Source organism: Finegoldia magna ATCC 29328, assembly GCF_000010185.1.
GTDB lineage: Bacteria > Bacillota > Clostridia > Tissierellales > Peptoniphilaceae > Finegoldia > Finegoldia magna_H.
Map to the genome: position 1 here is coordinate 802,844 of NC_010376.1, position 24,129 is coordinate 826,972.

The 24,129-nt window shown below is 27.9% G+C and carries 21 protein-coding genes; 8 read left to right on the forward strand and 13 right to left on the reverse strand.

The window, feature by feature from the left end:
* Window positions 1–70 precede the first annotated feature (70 nt).
* From FMG_RS04005 to FMG_RS04035, 7 genes are read left to right on the forward strand one after another with little or no spacing between them, the layout of a single operon-like run.
* Window positions 71–1,504 carry a PASTA domain-containing protein gene (locus tag FMG_RS04005; RefSeq protein WP_012290599.1) on the forward strand — a complete coding sequence of 478 codons (1,434 nt, stop codon included), beginning with the start codon at window positions 71–73 and terminating at the stop codon, window positions 1,502–1,504.
* A 1-nt stretch (window position 1,505) separates the two neighbouring features.
* On the forward strand, window positions 1,506–2,180 hold the full coding sequence (locus tag FMG_RS04010; protein WP_012290600.1) for a PP2C family protein-serine/threonine phosphatase: 675 nt from the start codon (window positions 1,506–1,508) through the stop codon (window positions 2,178–2,180).
* Between the two features lie 56 nt (window positions 2,181–2,236).
* On the forward strand, window positions 2,237–3,622 hold the full coding sequence (gene miaB, locus FMG_RS04015) for a tRNA (N6-isopentenyl adenosine(37)-C2)-methylthiotransferase MiaB (RefSeq protein ID WP_002838381.1): 1,386 nt from the start codon (window positions 2,237–2,239) through the stop codon (window positions 3,620–3,622).
* A 1-nt stretch (window position 3,623) separates the two neighbouring features.
* Window positions 3,624–6,194, forward strand: a complete 2,571-nt coding sequence (mutS, locus tag FMG_RS04020) for a DNA mismatch repair protein MutS (protein WP_012290601.1) — start codon at window positions 3,624–3,626, stop codon at window positions 6,192–6,194.
* Window position 6,195: 1 nt separating this feature from the next.
* Window positions 6,196–8,079, forward strand: coding sequence for a DNA mismatch repair endonuclease MutL (gene mutL, locus FMG_RS04025; RefSeq protein ID WP_012290602.1), 1,884 nt, complete (start codon window positions 6,196–6,198; stop codon window positions 8,077–8,079).
* Window positions 8,076–9,020, forward strand: coding sequence for a tRNA (adenosine(37)-N6)-dimethylallyltransferase MiaA (miaA, locus tag FMG_RS04030; protein ID WP_002838371.1), 945 nt, complete (start codon window positions 8,076–8,078; stop codon window positions 9,018–9,020). The genes mutL and miaA overlap by 4 nt, the downstream gene beginning before the upstream one ends.
* Window positions 9,007–10,281, forward strand: coding sequence for an aminotransferase class I/II-fold pyridoxal phosphate-dependent enzyme (locus tag FMG_RS04035; protein WP_002838127.1), 1,275 nt, complete (start codon window positions 9,007–9,009; stop codon window positions 10,279–10,281). Before miaA ends, FMG_RS04035 begins: the two co-directional genes overlap by 14 nt.
* Window positions 10,282–10,329: 48 nt before the next feature.
* Here FMG_RS04035 and lexA read toward each other — a convergent pair whose 3' ends face one another.
* Complete coding sequence (lexA, locus tag FMG_RS04040; protein ID WP_002838320.1) at window positions 10,330–10,956, reverse strand: transcriptional repressor LexA; 627 nt, start codon at window positions 10,954–10,956, stop codon at window positions 10,330–10,332.
* Window positions 10,957–11,130: 174 nt separating this feature from the next.
* Between lexA and FMG_RS04045 the strand changes: the two genes are divergently transcribed.
* Window positions 11,131–11,442, forward strand: coding sequence for a LysM peptidoglycan-binding domain-containing protein (locus tag FMG_RS04045; RefSeq protein WP_002838135.1), 312 nt, complete (start codon window positions 11,131–11,133; stop codon window positions 11,440–11,442).
* 77 nt (window positions 11,443–11,519) lie between these two features.
* Here FMG_RS04045 and FMG_RS04050 read toward each other — a convergent pair whose 3' ends face one another.
* The 12 genes from FMG_RS04050 to dut all read right to left on the reverse strand — a co-directional run bounded on the left by FMG_RS04050 (window position 11,520) and on the right by dut (window position 24,122).
* Complete coding sequence (locus FMG_RS04050) at window positions 11,520–12,500, reverse strand: tyrosine recombinase XerC (protein WP_002838431.1); 981 nt, start codon at window positions 12,498–12,500, stop codon at window positions 11,520–11,522.
* Between the two features lie 102 nt (window positions 12,501–12,602).
* On the reverse strand, window positions 12,603–13,778 hold the full coding sequence (locus tag FMG_RS04055; protein ID WP_012290603.1) for a pyridoxal phosphate-dependent aminotransferase: 1,176 nt from the start codon (window positions 13,776–13,778) through the stop codon (window positions 12,603–12,605).
* Window positions 13,759–14,586, reverse strand: a complete 828-nt coding sequence (locus tag FMG_RS04060) for a PHP domain-containing protein (RefSeq protein ID WP_012290604.1) — start codon at window positions 14,584–14,586, stop codon at window positions 13,759–13,761. Before FMG_RS04060 ends, FMG_RS04055 begins: the two co-directional genes overlap by 20 nt.
* 68 nt (window positions 14,587–14,654) lie before the next feature.
* Window positions 14,655–16,196, reverse strand: coding sequence for a ribonuclease Y (rny, locus tag FMG_RS04065; RefSeq protein WP_012290605.1), 1,542 nt, complete (start codon window positions 16,194–16,196; stop codon window positions 14,655–14,657).
* A gap of 118 nt (window positions 16,197–16,314) precedes the next feature.
* On the reverse strand, window positions 16,315–16,953 hold the full coding sequence (locus FMG_RS04070) for a chromosome partitioning protein ParA (protein ID WP_231840049.1): 639 nt from the start codon (window positions 16,951–16,953) through the stop codon (window positions 16,315–16,317).
* Window positions 16,954–16,963: 10 nt separating this feature from the next.
* Complete coding sequence (locus tag FMG_RS04075) at window positions 16,964–17,203, reverse strand: hypothetical protein (protein ID WP_012290606.1); 240 nt, start codon at window positions 17,201–17,203, stop codon at window positions 16,964–16,966.
* The gene (locus tag FMG_RS04080; protein ID WP_012290607.1) at window positions 17,203–18,786 is read right to left on the reverse strand and encodes an AAA family ATPase; all 1,584 of its coding nucleotides are present in this window, start codon (window positions 18,784–18,786) and stop codon (window positions 17,203–17,205) included. Before FMG_RS04080 ends, FMG_RS04075 begins: the two co-directional genes overlap by 1 nt.
* A complete protein-coding gene (locus tag FMG_RS04085) occupies window positions 18,786–19,736 on the reverse strand; it encodes a metallophosphoesterase family protein (RefSeq protein ID WP_041250647.1) in 951 nt (316 codons plus the stop codon). Before FMG_RS04085 ends, FMG_RS04080 begins: the two co-directional genes overlap by 1 nt.
* A 36-nt stretch (window positions 19,737–19,772) precedes the next feature.
* Window positions 19,773–20,858, reverse strand: coding sequence for a recombinase RecA (gene recA, locus FMG_RS04090; protein WP_012290609.1), 1,086 nt, complete (start codon window positions 20,856–20,858; stop codon window positions 19,773–19,775).
* Window positions 20,859–20,927: 69 nt separating this feature from the next.
* Window positions 20,928–21,464, reverse strand: coding sequence for a CDP-diacylglycerol--glycerol-3-phosphate 3-phosphatidyltransferase (gene pgsA / locus FMG_RS04095; protein WP_002838234.1), 537 nt, complete (start codon window positions 21,462–21,464; stop codon window positions 20,928–20,930).
* Window position 21,465: 1 nt separating this feature from the next.
* Window positions 21,466–23,688: a DNA translocase FtsK gene (locus tag FMG_RS04100; RefSeq protein ID WP_012290610.1), complete on the reverse strand. Its 2,223-nt coding sequence runs from the start codon at window positions 23,686–23,688 to the stop codon at window positions 21,466–21,468.
* A gap of 2 nt (window positions 23,689–23,690) precedes the next feature.
* Window positions 23,691–24,122, reverse strand: a complete 432-nt coding sequence (gene dut / locus FMG_RS04105) for a dUTP diphosphatase (RefSeq protein WP_012290611.1) — start codon at window positions 24,120–24,122, stop codon at window positions 23,691–23,693.
* Between the last annotated feature and the right edge of the window lie 7 nt (window positions 24,123–24,129).

Below are 24,129 nucleotides of genomic sequence, written 5' to 3' on the forward strand. Positions count from 1 at the left end.
ATTTTTTGAGAGCTTTTTTGTTTTAGATATTAAATTATGATAAAATATTAGGAGAATACTGGAGGCTAATGTGGAGAATAATAGATACGAAATTCAAAGAAAAATAAATGAAGACGAATTTTCTACGACATTTAAAGCATATGATAAAAAATTAAATAGATATCTTTGTTTAAAAGAATATCACGACAAAAACTATTTTGAAAATTTAACAAATGATTTAAAATACTTATCAAATCTACATCACCCAAATATTCTTGAAATGTATGATTTAATAAATTCTAGTAATAAGTGCTACTTAACTTACGAAATTTTTGATGGGATATCCCTAGATATTCTATTCGAAAGAAAAAGAGTATCGGAATCATTTCTATTAGATGTTTTAAAAAAAATATTACTTTCGCTTATTTACTCTGAAAATAATGGCATATTTTTAGGAAATTTAAGAATTTATAATATGATTGTAGATGAGAATGATAATTTCAAGATTGATATTTTCAAAAACTTTAATGGAGAACACTTTGGTGATAGTACAGCCCAATTAAGATTTAACATAACACTACTATTAGAGATTTTAGAAGAATCTAATATTGATATTGTTAATAGTAACCTAAATAATTTTTATCAAAAACTAAGAAATTACACTTTTAATGATACACAAAGTATAATGAAAGATTTAAATGAAATTAATTATAATAAAATGCCAAGTTCAAATAATGAGTCAATTGATAATACTATAAAACTAGACTTGAAAAATGAACACGAGAAAAATATGTCATATAAAATAGATGAAAATATATTCGAAGAAGAAATAAAGAATAAAAAGAAATCGCATAATTATCTCAAATATTTTTTAGTTTATTTTACATCTGTATTATTAGCTTTTTTTGCTGCAGCAGCAATTATTTTTTATTATAATTCGAGACCGAAAGCACCTGATTATGTTGGAAAAAATTTAATGCTAGCTGTTGATCAAGCTACTGCAAATAACATAGAATTGGTAGTAGATAAGTCAGTTAGTGTTGATAAGTCAAACTATAATAAATATGTTGTCATAGGACAAAGTCCTAAAGTAGGAGAAAAACTGTTATTTAAGAAAAAAATAAAAGTAGAACTTGGGTTAGAAAAAGAAAACACAATGATTAACCTAATAGGTTTAAATTTGAAAAAAGCGAAGAAAGAACTATCTAATTTAGGTTTAAATGTTAAGAAAGTTAGATACAAAAAAAGTACCGTATATGATGAAGGTCTTATTATTGACCAAAGTATTGAAGCAGGCAGAAAAATCCAGAATGGAGATTTTGTTACGATAACTGTAAGTTCTGGTAAAATAAAAAGGAAAGAAACTGTCGATGATGAATATACTCCACCAGAGGAAAATGAAAGACCTAATGAAGATGAAAATGATAATTCTAGTGTAGATAATAATGATTCTAATTCAAATAATAATCAAGAATCTAATAATGAAAATACTAGAAAAAACGACAATAGTAACAGCGGGGAATAATATGGAGTATTTTTCGATTTCATATAAGGGTGATTTTAGAGATAAAAACGAAGATTACTATAAAAACGAAGCATTTAAAGATACTCAAATATTTTTAATTGCAGATGGCATGGGTGGATGTGAATATGGTGAAAAAGCATCTGAAATCGCAGTAGAAGAGTTTTTAATTTGTTTTAAAAATCACTTCGAAGAAGAACTTAGCATGAAGGATTTGATTTATGGCTCAATTCATCATGCAGGTTATAAAATTTTAGATTTTTCAAATTCAAACAATTGCCCAAACAATATAGGAACAACATTCTTAGCCACTATTATTAGAGAAAACACAATGTATCTATTTAATATTGGAGATAGTAGAGCTTATTTACAAAATGAATATGGTTTTTATCAAATTTCAAAAGATCATGTTGTAAAAAACAATGAAAATCTTAAAAATGCCATAACCAGAGGGCTTGGTTTTAGGAGTATGGATAAACCCGATTATATTATTAAGGAACTAAGCTCTGATGATCAAATACTAATGGCTACTGATGGTTTTTATAAATTTATTGATAAAAGCAATATTCAATTTATTTTGAAATCAAACTTAAGCGTAAAAGAAAAATGCAATAAATTATTAGAGGATGTAATTAATAAATCTGATGATAACATTACAATTACATTGATTAAAATATAGAATTTATTTATAAGCTATCGAGTATCGATGGCTTATATTTTATAAAGGAGATATAAATGGAAGAAAATAACGATAAATTAGCCACAAATTCTTATGTTAATTTATTTATAAATAGACACGAACACGCTCCAACCTATTCGATAATTACTCATGGTTGTCAAATGAATGAACATGATTCTGAAAAAATAAAAACATTATTAGAAAATATGGGATTTGAAAAATCTGATGAAAAATTAGATGCAGATTTCATAATTTTCAATACTTGCTTAGTAAGAGAAAATGCAGAGATGAAGGTTTATGGACAACTTGGAGCATTAAAAAATTTAAAAAGAGAGAATCCAGATATGCTTATAGCTGTATGTGGCTGTATGATGCAAACTGGTCCTGCGCGCGATATCATTAGAGAAAAGTATCCACAAGTGGATATAGTATTTGGAGTAAATAACATAAATTCATTACCTTATCTTATAGATAGACATCTAAGCAGTGGAAAATTAGTTGTAGATATTGAAAGAAAAGATGATATTGATGAAGACATCACTATTAAAAGAGATAATGAATATGTTGGATATGTAAATATAATGACTGGATGCAATAATTTTTGTACTTATTGCATAGTTCCATACGCAAGAGGTAGGGAGCAAAGTAGATCTGTTGAAAGTATATTATCTGAAGTGAAAAGAATGGTAGATCAAGGATATAAAGATATAACTCTACTAGGACAGAATGTAAATTCATACGGTAAAACACTTGAAAATCCTGTTACTTTTACAGAGTTATTAACGAAGGTTAATGATGTTGAAGGACTTGAGAGATTAAGATTTTTAACAAGTCATCCAAAAGATATTTCTGATGAATTAATTGAAGCAATGGGTAAATTAGATAAAGTTTGCGAAAACATTCATTTACCATTTCAAGCAGGATCAAATTCGGTTTTAGAAAGAATGCACAGAAGATATACAAAAGAATCTTACTTAGAAAAGGTAGAGAAATTAAAGAAAAGTGTAAAAGGAATTACTTTTTCAACGGATATTATAGTAGGATTTCCAGGAGAAACTGAAGAAGATTTCCAAGACACTTTAGATGTAGTTAGAAAAGTTGGTTATGAACAAGCTTTTACATTTAAATATAATAGAAGACCTGGAACAAAGGCAGATTTGTTTGAAGATCAAGTTGATGAAGATGTAAAACAAGATAGACTAGAAAGACTTTTAGATGTTGCTTATCCGATTTTTTACGAGAAAAACAAATCTTATCTTGGAACTATACAAGAAGTATTAATTGAAGGAGAAAGTAAGAATAATCCAGAAGTCATGACTGGCAGAACTAGAACATTCAAATTGGTAAATGTTAAATGTGATAAATCTTATATTGGTAAATTAGTAAATACGAAAATTGTAGATTTCAATTCTTTTGCATTAACTGGGGAAATGGTGGATTAAAATGGCTTATACTCCTATGATTAAACAATATAAAGAAATAAAAGAACAAAACAAAGATTGTATATTATTTTTTAGATTAGGAGATTTTTATGAAATGTTCTTTGATGATGCTTTGATCGCATCCAAAGAGCTTGAAATTGTTTTGACACAAAGGGATTGTGGAGAAAATAAAAAATGTCCAATGTGTGGTATTCCTTATCATGTGAGTGATGTATATATTAACAAATTAGTCTCAAAAGGATATAAGGTTGCTATATGTGAGCAATTAGAAGATCCCAAATTAGTTAAAGGTCTAGTAAAAAGAGGAATAATTAAGATTTATACTCCAGCTACAGTAATAGAAAATGAAAATTCTGATACTGGAAACTTTAATTATTTGATGAGTATTTCAAAAAAATCAAATGAGGTAGCTATTTCGTATATAGATATTTCAACGGGAGATGTTTCATATACTAATACCACATCTGATGATATTTATAAAATAATTGAAAATGAGATTTCAAAAATTACTCCAAAAGAAATCATATTTAATGATCATGAGTTTTCAACTAATTCATTAGAAACAATTGCAAGTAAGTTCTCAATTGTATTGACTACTGTTAATAATGGCACTGATTCTATAGATTTCATTAATAGCAAGATAACATACGATAATACCAACAGCGAAACAACTAATATTTGTGTTGCTAATTTATTAAAATATGTGTTCAGATATCAGGATGATTTAGTTCATATCAATAGTTCTAGAAAATATTATATAAATGAATTTATGGAAATTGATTCTAATAGCGTTATTAATTTAGAAATTCAAAAAAACTTATACACTAATTCTAAAAATGGTAGTTTGTTTGGAGTATTGAATCATACAAAAACATCAATGGGATCTAGACTATTGCATAGTTATTTAGAAAGACCATTGATGGATAAAGAAGAAATTTTGATTAGACAAAATAGAGTTGAAGAAATTTTTGAAGATTATGAGTTATTAGTTAATTTAGAGAATTGCCTAGATGGTATATACGATTTGGATAGACTTATAGCGAAATTATCATATAAAAGTGCCAATGCCAAGGATTTAATTGCTTTAAAGGTCTCTATTGAAAAGATTCCATATCTGAAAAATCTTTTAAATTGTAACAAGAAAAACGTACAATTAATAGGAGAAAAATTAGATGATTTACGTGACATATACGATTTGATTGACAAATCAATAGTGGACGATCCTCCGGTAATTTTGACAGAAGGAAATCTAATAAAACCTAATTTTTCTAATGAATTAGATCAATTGCGTTATAACAGGGTGAATGGAAAAAATGAATTAGTAGAATACGAAATGTCTGAAAAAGACAGGTTAGGGATAAAGAATCTAAAAATTGTTTTTAATAAAAAACTTGGATATTTTATCGATGTTACTAAATCTAACTTAAATAAGGTTGGAGAAGATTACGAAAAAAGACAAACGTTGACTAATTCATCAAGGTTTAAGACAAAACAATTAGAAGCTATAGAATCAAAAATATTAGATTCTGAGGATGAGATTTTTGAACTAGAATATAAGATATTTGAGGACATTAGAAAAATAATTTTAGAAAATTTATCGAGAATAAAAAAATCTGCAGATTTGATTGCAATTATTGATGTTTCAAATTCGCTAGCTAAATGTGCGTACTTGAATAATTATATTAAGCCTGATATTAATACTTACGGGTTAATTGATGTTTTAGAATCTAGACATCCAATTGTAGAGCTAAGCGTAGGTCAATCTGAATTTATAACTAATGATATACTAATAGGATCTGGGAAAAATGATATACAGCTAATTACAGGGCCTAATATGAGTGGGAAATCAACGTATCTTAGACAGGTCGCCTTAATTTGCATATTAAATCAAATAGGATCATTCGTACCTGCTACCAAGGCAAATATTTCTATTGTGGACAAGATTTTTACAAGAATTGGTTCTAGTGATAACCTATTTAAAGGTGAATCTACTTTCATGGTTGAAATGAAAGAAATGAGCAATATTATTAAATATGCAACTTCAAATAGTTTATTAGTTTTAGATGAAATAGGTCGAGGTACATCAACATATGATGGATTAAGCTTGGCATGGGCTATAGTTGAATATATTTCAAAGGATATAAAAGCAAAAACATTATTTGCTACTCATTACCATGAACTAACAGAATTAGAGAAAAAATTAGATAATCTTATTAATATGAAAGTGGATATTAAAGAAACTAATGATTCTATTATTTTCTTGAGAAAAATTACTAGAGGTTCAACTGATAAAAGTTATGGTATTGAAGTAGCTGAATTAGCTGGAATGCCAAAGACTCTGATAAAACGTGCAAAATCAATCTTAAAAGAAATAGACAAAGAAGATACTAAAATTGATTTACCAATTGCTGATTTTGCAGTTCAAAATGAAATGGAAGATGATAAGAATATTCATGAATTGAAAGACTTTAAGGATGAAATTAAAAATATTAATGTAAATGAGATTACTCCAATACAGTCTCTACAACTATTAAATGAGCTAGTTATTAAAGCTTCAAAATTAGGTGATTAAAATGATTAAGTTATTATCAGAAGATACAATACAAAAAATTGCAGCAGGTGAAGTTATTGAAAGGCCTGTTTCTGTTATTAAAGAATTAGTTGAAAATTCAATAGATGCTGGCAGTGATACCATTATTGTAGAAATTAAAAATGGCGGAAAAGATTATATTTCAGTTAGCGATAATGGGTTGGGAATTGAAAAAAATGAAATAGAATTAGCGTTTAAAAGACATTCAACTAGTAAACTTGAAAAATTTGATGATTTATATGATATAAGGACATTGGGTTTTAGAGGAGAAGCTTTGGCTAGTATTCTAGCTGTGAGTAAACTTATTGTAAGTACTAGAACAAAATCAGAAAAAATCGGTAAAAAAGTTGAGTTTAGAAATTCAAAAGTTATAAATGAATCAGATGTTGCCATGAATGTAGGAACTAAAATAGTAATAAAAGATTTGTTTTATAATGTACCTGTAAGAAAAAAGTTTATGAAGTCAGATCAGACAGAAGCAAATCTAATAACAACAACAATGTATAAATTTGCTATTTGCAACACAGATGTTTCTATCAAATACATTAAAGATAACAAAACATTATTTGAGACTAAGAAGAATTCTTCAATTAAGGAGAATATTATTAATTTATTTGGCACTTCAATGTCCAATAACTTAATAGATATTGATATAAGTTCACACGATTACAAAATTCACGGATATATTTCAAATAATAATTTGTATAGAGCTAATAGGCAGATGCAATATATTTTCTTAAATGGTAGATTTATTAAATCGGAAGATATCAGAAATACTGTTGAATCTAACTATAAATCTGTAATTCCTAACGGGAGATTTACACTATTTTGGCTTTTTTTTGAAATAAATCCTAAGCTTGTAGATGTTAATGTCCATCCGAATAAACAAAAAGTGAAAATATCTATTTTGGATGAAATATTGGAACAACTCAATAAAAGGGTTAGATTTTTATTAGAAAATAACGTTAAAATTACAAATATTAGTCAATCAATTCCTGATGATGATAAGTACAAAGATTTAAGAAGAAATTATTTTGAATCTGATTCTAACTTAACTAACTATAAATATGATAAGGTATCAGAGCCAACTTATTCTTATAATCTTTTCAACGATAATTCAAAATTAAGCAATTTAAGAAATATAAGATATAAAGATGAGTCAGAAGCATTTAATAAAAAGCCAGAAACTAATAAATATTTTTTTAAAGAGAAAGATGTAGCGAAACAAGATAACTTCTTTCTTGACGAAAACGAACAAATTAAAGTTGAATCTTATTTAGCAAAATATGAAAAATTTGATATACTTACAGTTTTATTCAAAACATATATTTTAGCTAAGGATGAATATGACAGTAAAATTTATTTATTTGATCAACATGCCTGTCATGAGAGAATTAATTATGAAAAGTTAACAAAACAAATGTTAGATAAGGAAGTAGTGTCACAAAATTTAGCATTTCCAATTAACATTTCATTAACTGATGAACTCATGGAAATATATACCAATAATAAGAGCATATTTGAAGAATTGGGATATGAAAGTGATGTTTTTTCTGATGATTCAGTAGTGGTTCGTGCTGTCCCTTATCTATTCGGAAACTCAAATGCCGAGTTTTTATTTACCGATATCTTGGATACTATTGCTAAGAATTCAAATGATCCTTTTGACGTAATTGAATCTAAAGTTATAAAAAGATCTTGCAAAATGAGTGTAAAAGCAGGTGACACTTTAAGTAACTTCGAAATAATTAAACTTTTAGAAGATTTGTTTAAATGTGAATATCCATTAACATGTCCTCATGGAAGGCCAACTTTTATTGAAATGAATGAAAAAGATCTAGAAAAAATGTTTATGAGGATAAAATGAGGAAAAAATGTATTGTAATAGTTGGACCTACTGGAGTGGGGAAGACCAGGTTGAGTATTTTTTTAGCAAAAAGATTAAGTAGTGAGATTATTTCTGCAGATTCAATGCAAATATATAAGTATATGGATATTGGAACTGCAAAAGTAGAACCAAAATATCAGAGAGTAATTAAACATCATTTAATAGATATAGTTGAACCATATGAAAATTTTAATGTTGAACAATTTAAAAATCTATGCATAGAAAAAATTGAAGAAATTTCATCAAAAAACAAAATCCCAATTATTGTTGGAGGCACAGGCTTATATATAAACTCGATAACTCATAAGTTAGAGTTTAATGCTGTTAAATCTGATGACAAATTAAGAGAAGAATTGGAAAATATTTCTTTACAATATGGAAATGAGAAACTTCATGAAATATTAGAAGATATAGATCCAAAGTCCGCTGATAAGATTCACATGAACAACGTGAGACGTGTTATTAGAGCAATCGAAGTATGTAAACTAACTGGGCATAAGTTTAGTGAAATTAACGATAAATTTGACCATTATAACGATGATTATGATTTTTATATAATTGGATTAAATGATGACAGACAGGTCCTTTACGAAAGGATTAACAAAAGAGTTGATGAGATGATTGATGAAGGTTTTATGGCTGAATGCAAATACATTTATGAAATGACGGATGAAAACTCTCAATCAATTCAAGCTATAGGCTATAGAGAAGCTTTTATGTATTTAAATAATAAGATATCTTTTAAAGATATGATTAGTCTAATGAAAAAAAATAGTAGAAAATATGCTAAGAGACAGTTAACGTGGTTTAGACAAGATAAAAGAATTCATTGGATGAATTTGAAAGACTTTAGAGAATTTGAAGACATCGAACAAATTTGTTTGAAAAATGTGAAAGAATGGTTATATGATAAGAGATAAAATAAAAGAATGGTACGGTATAGATGATTATAGTTTTGATACAGTTATGGAAAGTGATTATCTACTATCCGAAAAATTTAAAGAATTAGAAAACTTGGAATTTGTTAATCAACTTAAAGTTTTGAAGGCTTTCCAAGATAATAAGTTACAAGCTACTGATTTTGCATCAACAACGGGTTATGGATATGGTGATGTTGGTAGAGATAAATGTGAAGCGATATTTAGAGATATTTTCAAAGCTGAGGATTGTTTAGTTAGACCGTCTATTGCTTCTGGAACTCATGCACTTAGTCTATTGATGAAAGGTGCATTATTACCTGGAGATAAATTATTATATATCACAGGATTACCTTACGATACATTACAAGAAGTTATAGGAATCGAAGGCAATTCTCCGTGTAATTTGAAAGAATTTGGAATTGATTTTGATTATGTAGATTTGGTAGATAATGAAATAAATTTGAAAGCTGTGGAATCAAAGATAGACTCTACTGTAAAAATGATAGCCATACAAAGATCAACAGGTTATAGTTTACGAAATGCTATAAATATTGAACAAATCGAACGAGCAGCTCAATTTATCAAAGAGAAATTTCCTGAAATTATAATCATGGTTGATAATTGTTATGGAGAATTCACTGAATATAAAGAACCTATTGAGGTAGGATGTGATGTTATTGCTGGATCTTTGATAAAAAATCCAGGTGGTGGAATAGCTCTTTCAGGAGGATATATTGCTGGTAAAAAGTCTATTATCGATAGGGTAGCGAATACTTTAACAGCACCAGGAATAGGAAAGGAAGTAGGAATAACTTTTGGTACGACTCGAAACACATTACAAGGCTTATTTTTAGCTCCTAAAATTACTATTGAAGCAATGAAGTCGGCATTATTATTTTCTCATGTTTTCAAAAAATTGGGATTTAAAACAATTCCTGATGTAGAAGATAAAAGAAGTGATATAATTTGTGCGATTATTCTTAAAAACGAAGAAAGAGTTGTTGAGTTTTGTAGATCCATTCAAGAGTCATCTGTTGTAGATTCACATGTAGTTCCTTATCCTTGGGATATGCCAGGTTACGATGATAAAGTAATAATGGCATCAGGAAGCTTTATAGATGGTTCTAGTATAGAGATTTCAGCAGATGGACCTTTAAGAGAACCATATGTAGCTTATTTTCAAGGATCTTTAACCTATAAACAAGCATTACTTGCTTGCATGAAAGTTGTTATGAATTTAAAAAATAAAAACTTAATATAAAATAATAAAAGCCTTCTATTTATAACAATAATTAGAAGGCTTGTTTTTTTAATAAATTGTTCTGTAAAGGCCGATAACTTTTCCTAAAATCTCAACATCTTTTACAATAATAGGATACATCGTTGAATTAGAAGGTCTTAGTTCAATATGATCAGAATGTCTATAAAATCTTTTTACAGTTGCTGATTCATCCATTAACGCAACAACGATATCTCCATTGTTTGCAGTATTTTGTTTGCGAACAATTATCTTATCTCCGTTTAATATTCCGTCTTCAATCATAGATTCCCCTTGAACTTTTAGAATGAATACTATTCCTTGTGATGTATATTCAATAGGAAGAGGAAATGTGTCCTCTACATTTTCTATAGCTAAAATCGGCATTCCAGCTTGAACTTTCCCAACGATAGGAACATCTATAGTTTCTTTTTTGATTTCATTTTCTTGTTCTTCATAAACACTATCTATGATTTCTAATGCTCTATTTTTTAGAGGATCTCTTCTTAAATAACCCTTCATCTCTAATTTCAAAATATTATTGTGGACGGTAGATGTTGAATTTATATTTAAACTATCGCCAATTTCTCGAATAGCAGGGGGATATCCTTTGTAATCTATATATCTTTTTATAAATTTTAATATTTCAATTTGTTTTGAGGTTAAATCATCGTACATTAATATACTCCTTTTCTATTCTTTTCTTGATTATATCATATTTCTTCAAAAAATGAAACATTTGTTTCTTTTTTTAATAGAACATAAAATCTTTTATTGACACACAAGAACATATGTTGTAGAATAAACATATAGAACATATGTACAGAAACTGATTTCTGGTAGGGAGGAAATATGAAAAAATATAGAATAACAAATAAGTTTAAATTTTTTAGATTCATATCAATTTGTTTTGTAGCACTATGCTTGATGATATTAGTAGTAACTACTAATATGAGTTATGGTAATTATGAGAATTTAGAATATAACACTGAATATTATATTGTAGAGCCATCGGATTCATTGTGGAAAATTTCTACAAAATTCAAACCTGATAGCATGAGTACAAGACAATTTATATCTGTAATAAAACACTACAATAGATTTATAGAAGGCAGTTCAATTAAAGTAGGCGAACATTTGAACATACCTTTAATAAATAAATAATGATACTGTTATACTCCTAATACTATCTAATAACAGTAATGAAGATCAAGCACATGTCTTGATCTTTTTATTTTTTTCTATTTAGTGTTTTTTAAATCGTTATTTAAGCTATTAAGTGGGTTTTTATTTACTGCATTTCTTAAACTGTTATTATCGACATGAGTATATATTTGAGTTGTAGACACTGACTCATGACCTAAAATTTCTTGCAATACTTTTATATCAACATTACCATATTGATACATTAAAGTAGCTGCTGTGTGGCGTAATTTATGAACACTGTATATACTAGTGTCAAATCCACCTATTTTTAAATAATGTTCAATTCTGTATTGTATTGCACGATTACTCATGCGATTTCTTTTTTTGCTAATAAATAAAGCGTCATTATCTATTTCTGGTCTTATTTTAAGATAATTATCGATAGCATCTAAACACATATCATTTAGATAAACAGTTCTTTCTTTGTTTCCTTTTCCGATAACTCTCAAAGTATTTGTTTTTATATGATCAATATTTATGCTGCTAAGCTCAGATAGTCTCATACCACAATTTAAAAATAATACTGTAATACAGTAATCACGGGATTTAATTTCTTCATCTTTTTCGCGAAGGATAACCTTAAGTAAATCTAATGATTCATCAAGCGTAAGATATACTGGTTGTCTAATGTTTTTTTTGGGTGAATCTAAAAGTTCTGCAGGGTTTATTATATCAAGTTTTCTAATATTTATAAGATACTTATAAAACGTTCTGATACTAGAAGTTTTACGGCTACGTGTAGATGATCCATTGGATCTATTGTGATCTAAAAATCCCATGAAAGAGTGCAGATCAATGACATCAATATTTTTGAAAAAATTTAAATCTACATCAGAAGAATCAATTTTAACAATATCATCAAATGATTTTAATTTTATATTTTGCTTACGTGCTATAATGTATTTTATCATTAAATTAATATCGTAAGCATATTCTTTAACGGTGTTTGACGAACGACCTTTTATAGTTTCTAAGTAGTCTAAAAAGTCCATAAGTATCATAGGATAGCTATTCATAGTACCTCCAAATTCTATAAGCTTAATGTCACAAAATTATTATTTTGTGACATTATAATTTTATCAAAATACTCCTCCATTGTCAAAAAAATATAGCAAATTTTATTTGCTATATTTTTTGTTATCTGCTATGAATTTGTTTAAGTTTTTCATACCTTGTTTTATATCCTCAATACTTGTCGCATAACTCATTCTAATATATTTATCATCACCAAAAACAATACCTGGTACGAATGCAATATTATATTCTGAAAGCAATTTATTACAAAATTCTAAAGAATTTTTAATTGTGCTATTATAAAATTGATCCATCTTAATAAATACATAGAATGCTCCATTTGGATAAATATATTCTAAGCTAAGTTCGTCTAATTTAGATACTATATAGTCTCTTCTGGACTTAAATTCAATTATCATTTCATTAACTTCATCAGTTTCATCTTTTAACGCCGTTAAACCGGCGATTTGACTTAATGTATTAGCATTGGATGTAATATGTCCTTGAAGTCTTTTTATGAGCGTAGAAACGTCTTTACGGCTACAAGAATATCCTAATCTAAATCCAGTCATTGCATAAGACTTAGAAAAACCATTAATTGTTATTGTTATATCATTAATATTTTCCGACAATGAAGCCATGCTTATAAATTCTGTATCGTATGATAATCTTTCATAAATTTCATCTGATATTATATAAACATTATTTTCAACTGCCCAGTTGCCAATATTAAACAATTCATCTTTTGAGTATATTACTCCTGTTGGATTAGAAGGGTTATTTAATATAAGGCATTTAGTATTCTCGGTTTTATATTGATTTAATATATCTACATCCACTTTAAAGTTATCATTATATGGTAAAACTACAGGTTTACAATCAGTAAGTTTACACATTTCTGGATAACTTAACCAATATGGTGACGGTATAAGAACTTCATCATTAGGGTTTGTTAATGCAAATAAACTATTGACAATTGCTTGTTTAGCGCCAGTAGATACTACTATAGAATCTTTATCGCATTTAATATGATTAATATTGTTAAGTTTTGAACTTATTTCTTCTCGCAAATCTGATATTCCACTAGTATCAGTATATCTAACTACTCCATTATCTAAATAATTTATAGTTTTATCAATTATATATCTTGGAGTTTTAAAGTCTGGTTCGCCAACAGTAAAGTTATAAACTTTAACTCCTTCATTTTTTAATTTATTAATTTTAGCACTCAATTCAAGTGTTAAAGATGGATTTATACTGTTAATTTTTTTTGATAGCATAATCGCTCCTTAATTCATGTAGTTTTTTTATAGATTCAAAAGTTGAATAATTTAAGGCGAAATTTCCCATTAAATATTCTTTATCAAATTGCTTTCCGTGACAGTCACTTCCCGCCGTGTATAGTAACTTGTTTTTTAATGCTATATTCAAGTATTTTTTAATATCAGTAAATGAATGTTTAGAATTAATTACTTCAATTCCATCAATACCCATTTCTATGATTTCATTTACTATATTATCATCATTCAATGTTACGGGATGTGCTAAAATACATACACCGTTAGCTGATTTTATAGAATTAATAATGTTTTGTAGTGATGTGAAGCTTTTTTTGACATAGCATTTACCTTTTGGAGATAAATATTCGTTAAAAGCTTCATTTTTATTTTTACAAATATTAATATCTACTAAATATTGAGCTAAATTACTTCTAGAAAAAACTCTGTCTTTACTATAATTCAGGACTTTATCCTTGTCAATTTTTATTCCAATTTTCGCAAAATTTTTTTCAAAAATATCAAGTCTTTTTGCTCTATCATTTATAGCTAATTCAGATATTTTTTGTAATTTTTCATTGGACCTATCTACATAGTATCCTAAAATGTGTACTTCTTTATTTTTATAAGTTATTCCAAATTCTACAGCTTTTATGATGTTAGCATTACAGAATTGGGTATTAGATGGCATTAGTATATCATGATCAGTAATAGCAATTTTATCAATAGAATTTTTATTTGCATTATATTGAATTTCTTCAATGCTTAATCTCCCATCACTTTCTGTGGAATGTACGTGCATATCAATCATTTTTAAATCCTTTTAAAGTTTTTCATATTAGAAGAAGGTCAACAAATGTTGACCTTCTAAGTTAATTCTTATTTTGCGTAATCAGATACCCTATTTTCTCTTATGACATTTACTTTAATTTGTCCAGGATATTCTAATTCACTTTCAATTTTATGAGCTACATCTTTTGCTAATATAACCATAGAGCTTTCATCAATAACATCAGGTTTTACCATGATTCTAATTTCTCTACCAGCTTGTATAGCATAAGAACTTTCAATACCATCAAATGAATTAGCTATTTGCTCTAGATTTTCTAATCTTTGGATATAGTTTTCCATAGATTCACGTCTAGCTCCAGGTCTTGCTGCGGATATTGCATCAGCAGATTGTACTAATATAGATTCAATACATGTTGGTTCAACATCACCGTGATGAGCTTCAATACAATTGATAACATCTTTTGGCTCTTTAAATCTTTTAGCAGCGTTAACGCCTAGTTCAACGTGAGGTCCCTCGATTTCGTGGTCAATTGCTTTTCCTAAATCGTGTAGTAGTCCACCTCTTTTAGCTAATTTCACATTTACTCCTAATTCACTTGCAAGCATTCCAGCGATATTGGAAACTTCAATAGAATGTTTAAGAACATTTTGACCATAACTTGTTCTGTAATGTAGTTTACCGAGAATTTTAATCAATTCTGGATGTAAACCGTGTACATTTGTTTCATCACAAGCTTCTTCACCTTTTTCTCTTATAGTATTATCTACATCTTTTCTGGCTTTTTCAACCATTTCTTCAATTCTAGTAGGATGGATTCTTCCATCAACTATAAGTTTTTCCAAAGCAATTCTTGCGATTTCACGTCTTACAGGATCAAAAGCTGATAATACAACAGCTTCTGGAGTATCATCAATAATCAAATCTACGCCTGTTAAAGTTTCAAAAGCTCTTATGTTTCTTCCTTCACGACCAATTATTCTGCCTTTCATGTCGTCATTAGGTAAATTAACGACTGATACGGTAGATTCTGCAACTTGATCTGCAGCATACCTTTGAATTGATGTACTAATGATTTCTCTTGCAAATTTTTCAGATTCTTCCTTAGTTTTGGATTCGATTTCTTTAATAATAGCAGCTTGCTCACGTATTGTTTCAGTTTTAACTCTTTCAAGAACGATGTTTTTAGCTTCGTCACTTGTTAATCCAGCAACTTTTTCCAATTCTAATTCTTTTTCATCTATCAAAGATTGGATTTTAAGTTGCATATCGTCAGCTTTCTTCAATTCAGAATCTAGCTTTTTATGTTTCTTTTCTAATGATGCATTTTTTCTTTCTAAATTCTCTTCTTTAGAATTAAGTCTATCTTCTTGACGACTGATTTCTTTTAATCGAGATTTATTTTCACGATCCAAATCACTTTTCATCTTAAAGATTTCATCTTTTGCTTCTACTAATAATTCTTTCTTTTTAGTTTCAGCATCTTTGTTTGCATCTTCAATTATTTTAACAGCATAATCCTCAGCGCTTCTGATTTTTTTCTCAGCTAAGCTTTTTCTAAAAAAGAAACCTATTACAATACCTAAAATTCCAGCAAGAATAGCAATTATTAAAGACGTTGTGGTGCTCATAAATACACCCCCTTTATTCAATTTTCAATATTCATTAAATAAATCTTTTGGATAAATTTACTCTTTAAGTGTAGTACAAATACAGTTGATTGTCAATATTTAGATATATAATAGAAAATTATATAACATTTATTTCAGAAGTGTTATTTCTATTAGTAATTCTGTAGTTAATATCTCCTATTGCCGATAAATGTGCATTATGAGAAATCATTATGATTTGTTTATTATATTCTTCGCTTATTTCGTTAATAAAATTTGCTACATTGTGTATATAGTCTTCACTAACATGCTTACAAGGCTCATCAAGAACAATAATATTAGCTAAACTATTTTCATACAGCATTATAAAGGAAATTCTTAGAGCTAGAGATACAATGTCTACTACCCCACCACCCCTAGCATCAACTATATCGTAAGTGAAAGATTTAATCTCTCCATCGATATCAAGTTCTTCTTCTATGAAGAATTTTGCTGATGGATTGTTATTTTTAATTTTAATCTCTATTTTAAAATTCATTTCTTTTTCAAAAATATAACTTAAACATCTACTAACAAGGTTTTCTATTTGAATTTTGGCTTGTTCTCTTGAATATTCTGAAGTCTTATCATAAAGCATCTTTATAATTTCGAGTTTTTCGATTTGTTTTTCAAGTGCATCAATACTTTCTTTAGTAGATTCAATTTCTTTTTCTATTGATTTCTTTACTGCTAATTCACTTCTATAATTAATTTCCATTGAAGTTATTTTGGATTGCATATCAATTAAATCAATTTTTTGCATCAGGAAGAAGCTCCTCTGCTTTTTGTAGGTCTTGCTCAATTTGATTTTTTAATTTTATAATCTCTGATTCTAAATTTTCTGGATCTATTTTTAATTCTTTCAACTGATTAAGTATATCTTCTTTTTGCTTCTCTAAATTTTCTAACGCAATTTCGGCACGATTTTTATCTTCTTTAGCTTTATCAAGTCTTTCTTTTATACTATTAAAACGTTCATTAATATTCATTATTTTCTCAACTCCTTTATTATTTGATCTACATGGTTATCATCTATCTCGCTTAGACAAAATGGACATGTTTTTTCTTTATATAAATTATCCTTGTATTCCTTTATTAACTCATCTATTAATATATTACTTTGATTCAATTCTCTGGATTTCTGTTGACTAATCTCTTGTTGTTTATCCAACGTATTCTTTATAATTTCAAGTTTTGTTAGCAATTCATATGACTTATTAATATTAAATATCATGTTCGGCAAACAATTTATAGACTTCAGTTTATTTAAGTTAAAATTTTTGTCGGAAATCAACCTATTTACATTTTGATATGAAATGTTAAGATTGTTTAGCTGAATATACTTTTGTTTATTTTCCTCAATTCTATCTGTTATTTTTGATATTTTAGATATATAAAGATGATTTAATATTTTTTTGTTATTAAGTATCTCTTGATTTATTTCATAATAATTTTTATTTAAATTTGATAAATTGGTTAACGCTTGAATATACTTTTGAGTATTAAATAAAATTTCATCTGATATAGCAACGGTTTTTAATTTATCTAATTTAATTTTAAAATTGTAATAACTATTATTCACGTAAGTTATTCTATTATATAATGGGTTCATAAACCTCACTAAAGTCAGATTTTTATCAATGTTGTCAATAATTTCCGATATTAAATCAGTATTTTTTAAATTCTTTAAGCTAATATTATTAAATTCAATTCCTTTTAATATTTGTTGATAATTATCATTTATTTCAGTAAGCTTTGATAAAAATAAAATATTATTTTGAGTATTATGCAAAGTTTTGAAACAAAGGTCTAATCCTTTGTAGTTATCTAAGTATTTATATCCATTTTTAATTCTAGAGTCTAATTCAGAAACTTGATCTGATAATGTTTTCAATAAATTTAGATTTTTAGAATTAATTTCTAAATTATTATATAAACTTTTTAACTTGTCGATTTTAATTTTATCTTCATTTAAATGATTATAATTATTTAAAGATTTTTCTTTTTCTTTAATAAAACTTTTTTTAAAGTTTAATTCATTTTTAGTAGTTTTTATTTCTCTGGAAACATTTCTTGATGCATTGTCTAATATATCAACATTTACCAACTTACCTATGGCATTGGCTTTTGTAGAATCAGTTTCTGAAAGTAGAAATGAATTTTCCAATTGTGATGCGATCAATATATTGTATTGTTCGTTTAGTAGATTGACTTTTTTGAAAAGAAAATCATTTTGAATTTCTGTTGGTATTTCTCTACCAAAATTCACGTACTCCTTAATATCTTCATTATCTGCATTATTTTTTATATGATAATAATTAGTATTGCCTTTTCTTCCTCTCAGAATAAAATTACCGTTGTTAAATACAATTTTGACTTCAACATTATTATATCCATTTCTTATTAATAAATCAGTTGTATAATCGTTGAATAAAACCCATGATAGTGCTCTAATTAAGGCAGTTTTACCACTATCAGAAGCTCCTGTGATTAAATTAACTTTTTCTGAAAGTTCAAAATGGCCTTGTTCGTAAGATTGAAAATTAGTTAAATATATATCTGTAATATACATTATTCTATTCTCCTTATTGCTTCATTGATAATATCTTCATCGATTTTCATTTCTTTTCCTATATTTTTCAAATTATTATTAATATCTATAATTGGATTACTTGATAATTTTGATAGTTTTTCTTTTATGTCTAGCAAACTTTTGCTTTTTATTGAATAAGGATTTACTTGTTTTTCGGAAAAAATTTCTTCACTTTTTTTAGCACTCTTTAAATAAATATCACTAATATTGATTTCTTCTTTTGTGAGTTCAATTAATAAAACTTTTGGGATTCTCTTTCTTTCTGATTCCGTATTAGTCATTCTTGCGATGCTTCCAGGATTAGAAAAATATTTTTCGTTAACTTTAACAGTTTTAAATCCAGTATGATAATGGCCGCTTAAAACTATATCACAATCTGTATCCATAATCTGATCAATTAAAGTATACTCAATTTGTTCAATAAATTTCTTATATAATAAAAAGCTGTGAATCATTAGTATGTGATAGTCTACATCATCCAATCTTTTCGGATAATAATGTGATTTATCTGATGAATCAATATCGTGCGTATATGGTTGTCCAGATATTTGAACTCTTAAACCATCTTTTTCAATAATTACAGGCTTACCTTCTTCGATTAGCTCTAGTACATCTAACGAATTAAAAAGCCCCATCATAGCTCTATCTATGGAGTTTGGATTATAACCATATATATCATGATTTCCGCTAATTATAAAAATTTTCTTAGGGAATCTTTGAAACAATTTTCCGAATCTTGATGCTGTTTTGATTCCGACATCAGCTTTATCAAACAAATCTCCACCGTGAAGTATAACATCAACATTTTCATTAATTGATATTTCTCTAATTTCTTCAATTTTTTTATAGATAGAATCTTCGTAATCATCAATTCTAGCTCTTGGATTTTTGGATTTTATATGTGTATCAGTAAAAAATAATATCTTCATAATAGAAATAATGGGCAAGTATTACTTGCCCTAGTCTTATTCATCCTCGCTTATTTCATTTTTTAATTCATCATCAATTTGATCAATTATTTCTGTTTCAGTATCATCTGAAGAATCTTTTGATTTTAATCCGTAAAATTCGTAAGTTTTATCGATTATTTCTTCGAGTATTTTAGGATTTTCTTCTAAAAATACCTTAGAGTTTTCGCGGCCTTGACCTAATTTTTCTTCTTCATAGCTATACCAAGCACCAGCTTTTTTTATTACTTTACAGTCGGTAGCTAAATCTAAAATTGTACCAATTTTGGAAATTCCTTCACCGTACATTATGTCAAATTCTACTTGTTTAAAAGGAGGTGCAACTTTGTTTTTGACGATTTTTACTTTAGTACGATTTCCAACTATATCGTCACCTTTTCTAATAGCTTCTCCTCTTCTAATTTCAATTCTAACTGAAGAATAGAATTTTAATGCTCTACCACCTGTAGTAACTTCAGGATTACCAAACATTATTCCAACTTTTTCTCTAAGTTGGTTTATAAATATAACGGTACAATTACTTTTCGAAATAACACCTGTTAATTTACGTAAAGCTTGAGACATTAGTCTTGCTTGCAAACCAACATGGCTATCTCCCATGTTACCTTCTATTTCAGCTCTTGGAACTAATGCAGCAACAGAGTCAATGATTATAATATCTACTGCAGAACTTCTTACAAGAGAATCACATATTCCTAAAGCTTGTTCACCTGTATCTGGTTGTGAAATGATAAGATTATCAGTATCTACACCTAGGTTTTTAGCATAAATTGCATCTAATGCATGTTCAGCATCTATAAATGCTGCTGTACCACCCATCTTTTGAGCTTCAGCGACTACATGTAGCGCTAAAGTTGTTTTACCAGAAGATTCAGGTCCATATATTTCAATTACTCTACCTCTTGGAAGTCCCCCTATTCCTAAAGCAACATCCAAGTTTATAGCTCCAGTAGGAATAGCCTCGATATCTTTTTGAACATGATCTCCGAGTTTCATAATAGAGCCTTTTCCAAATTGTTTTTCAATACTTGCAAATGCTTCTCTCAAAGCTTGATCCTTTTCTGTACCATTAGAAAAGTCCATGACTACCTCCTAAAAATTTTAAACAGAACATAAGTTCTTGTATTTATTATACCACAAATTAGAAAATATTTATATATTTTTTAAATCTAAAACATTAACATTTTTAAAAATATAATCACACAAGCTGATTACAGTTAATATGATTGAAATATAATATAGGTACATATCTAGAGCAAATCCTAATTTATTACTTGTATTAATTAAAATCAAAACTATAGCAATAAACTGTGTCATAGTTTTAGATTTTCCCCAATAACTTGCAGCTAATGTAACACCGTTAGATGCGGCTAATATTCTAAATCCGCTTATAGTAAGTTCCCTTAATACTACAATAACAACACTCCATGCAGGAACTTTTCCTAGTTGTACTAGAACAATCAATGCGCTACAGCTCAACATTTTATCAGCCAATGGATCCATAAACTTCCCAAATGTAGTAACTAAATTTTTTCTTCTTGCTAGCTGACCATCAATAAAATCTGTTATTGCAGAGATTACAAAAATTAACGCAGGTATATAATTGTCTGTCTTAAATACAAGTAATGATGCTACAAAAAATGGTATAAGAATTACTCTTAATGTTGTGAATTTATTTGCAATATTCATATTAATCACGTCTTTCTAAATAATCTTTTGGTATTAAAATTTTTCTAGGCTTGCTTCCTTCACTAGGGCCAACAATACCTTTTTCTTCCATTTGATCTATGATTCTACCTGCTCTGGCATACCCTATTTTTAATTTTCGTTGTAATAGAGAAATTGAAGCAGATTCTTCATTTAAAATAATTTCTACTGCATCTGTAAATAAAATGTCTGTATCGTCATCATCAATATCTATTGTTTCTGATTTATCAATATCTTCTATAATCTCTTCTTTGTAATTGGTTTCGTTCTTATTTATTAAAAATTTAACCACATTATCGACTTCTTCATCAGAAATAAAAGCTCCTTGAACTCTGCTTGGTTTTGACATTGACGAAGGGAAGAACAACATATCGCCTCTTCCGATAAGTTTTTCTGCACCAGATTGATCTAAAATAGTTCTAGAATCAATTTGGCTACTAACAGCAAAAGAAATTCTTGATGGTACATTTGCCTTTATTGTGCCTGTAATTACATCCACGGTTGGTCTTTGAGTTGCAATTATCAGATGAATACCACAAGCTCTTGCCATTTGAGCTAGTCTGCAAATAGCATCTTCAACATCATTTGCTGAAACCATCATTAAATCACTTAATTCGTCTATTATAATGACGATATATGGTAGCTTTTCAAGTTCATCATTCTTATTCTTCTTATTATAAGCTTTGATATCTCGAACGTGATTTTCTGAAAATATTTGGTATCTTCTTTCCATTTCTCTAACAGCCCAATTCAAAGCAGCACTTGCCTTTTTAGGATCAGTAACAACCGGAATAGCTAGATGAGGAATATTATTGTAAATGCTTAATTCCACAACCTTAGGATCAATCAATATAAGTTTTACGTCATTTGGATTTGACTTAAACAAAATACTCATTATTATTGTATTGATGCAAACAGATTTACCACTACCTGTAGCTCCTGCAATAAGTAAATGTGGCATTTTATCTACAGAGGTTACAATACATTTTCCTGAGATATCTTTCCCTAAAGCTATTGGCATCAATGATTTTTCTTTTACAAAATTATCAGACATTAGAATCTCTTTTAACATTACAGAGTTTTTGACGTCATTCTCCACTTCAATACCTACTACGGATTTACCAGGAATTGGAGCTTGTATTCTGATTCCGCTTGTTGCGAGTGAAAGTGATAAATCATCCGCAAGATTAACTATCCTTGAAACTTTTACTCCTGGTTTAGGTTCTAATTCATAGCAAGTAACAGTAGGACCCCTATCAATTTGAACAACAGTTGCATCTATTGAAAAGTTTTTTAGTGTGTCTTCAATCATTTTCGCTTTTTCTAATACTGAATCATCATTATCCTCAAAGTATTCAGCATTTTTTAAAAGTTCTAATGGGGGAAAAGTATAATTACTTTGACCGGATAATTCGCCAAAATCTATAACAGATAATTGTTCTCCAGAATCTTTTTCATTAGATTTATAATCATTTAATTTAGGTTTTGGAGATTCAAAATCTATAGTTTTCTTAAAGTTAGACTTTTCTTTAATAGGACTTTTAGGATTTATTTCTTTTGTAATTTTGTTTTGCTTAGTTACGCGTGATTTTTTGATGTTATTATTTCTCTTGGACTGATCCATTTTATTTATTATATCTAAAATGGATTTTTTAACAAAAGCGAAGAATTTTTGAAATAATTCTTTTAAGGTTAAATTCATTATTACCGCTATTAAAAATAAAAAACAAAGCACAAGTGCAACATATAAACCGATGTACCCTATAGCTATGTTTAATAATGATGCAATGATAGCTCCAATTACTCCAATACCACTGTAGTTATTTGCCAACGTTAAATTTAAATCAATCCTTTGATTAATATTAAGGTTTGGATAATTTGATAAATTAATAAGACTCATTATGAAAATTGATGAAACAGCCAATATAAAAGTAATTTTTTTTATTTTATCCCCATTTTTTATCCCAGATATTGTAGATATTGTAAAAAGTATACCAAGTGATATAAAAACGTATGAAAATAGTCCAAAAGTATTAAAATAAATGTTTTTTACAATTATTCCTAAGACTCCAACTCTACTACTAGCCATAAATATTAGTGAAATGATTAACACTAATATAATTATTAATTTTGTAGAAGAATTGGAGTTTTTTTTGCTTTTGGATTTTGCTTGAGTTTTATTTGGTGATTTAGTATTTCTAGCCATAATTAGTAGCCTGTATGGCCAAATCCGCCATCATTTCTATCTGTTTCATCTAATACTTCAACTTCCGCAAATTCAATATTTTCGTATTTTTGAAGTATCATTTGACAAATTCTATCCCCAGTGGAAATTGTATATTCTTCATTCGACAAATTTACTACAGGGATTTTTATTTCTCCTCTATAATCACTGTCTATTGTGCCTACACAATTTATCAGAGTTATTCCATGCTTAATACTTAAACCACTTCTTGGTCTGATTTGAATTTCATAACCTTCTGGAATGGAAATATAAATTCCGGTAGGTATTAGTGTTCTTTCAAGTGGTTTTAAAGTAATATCATTTTCTGTATAAGCTCTCAAATCCATACCACTAGACCCAATTGTTGAATATTTTGGTAGAGGGTTATTAGATTTATTAATTATTTTAACTTTCATAATGTCC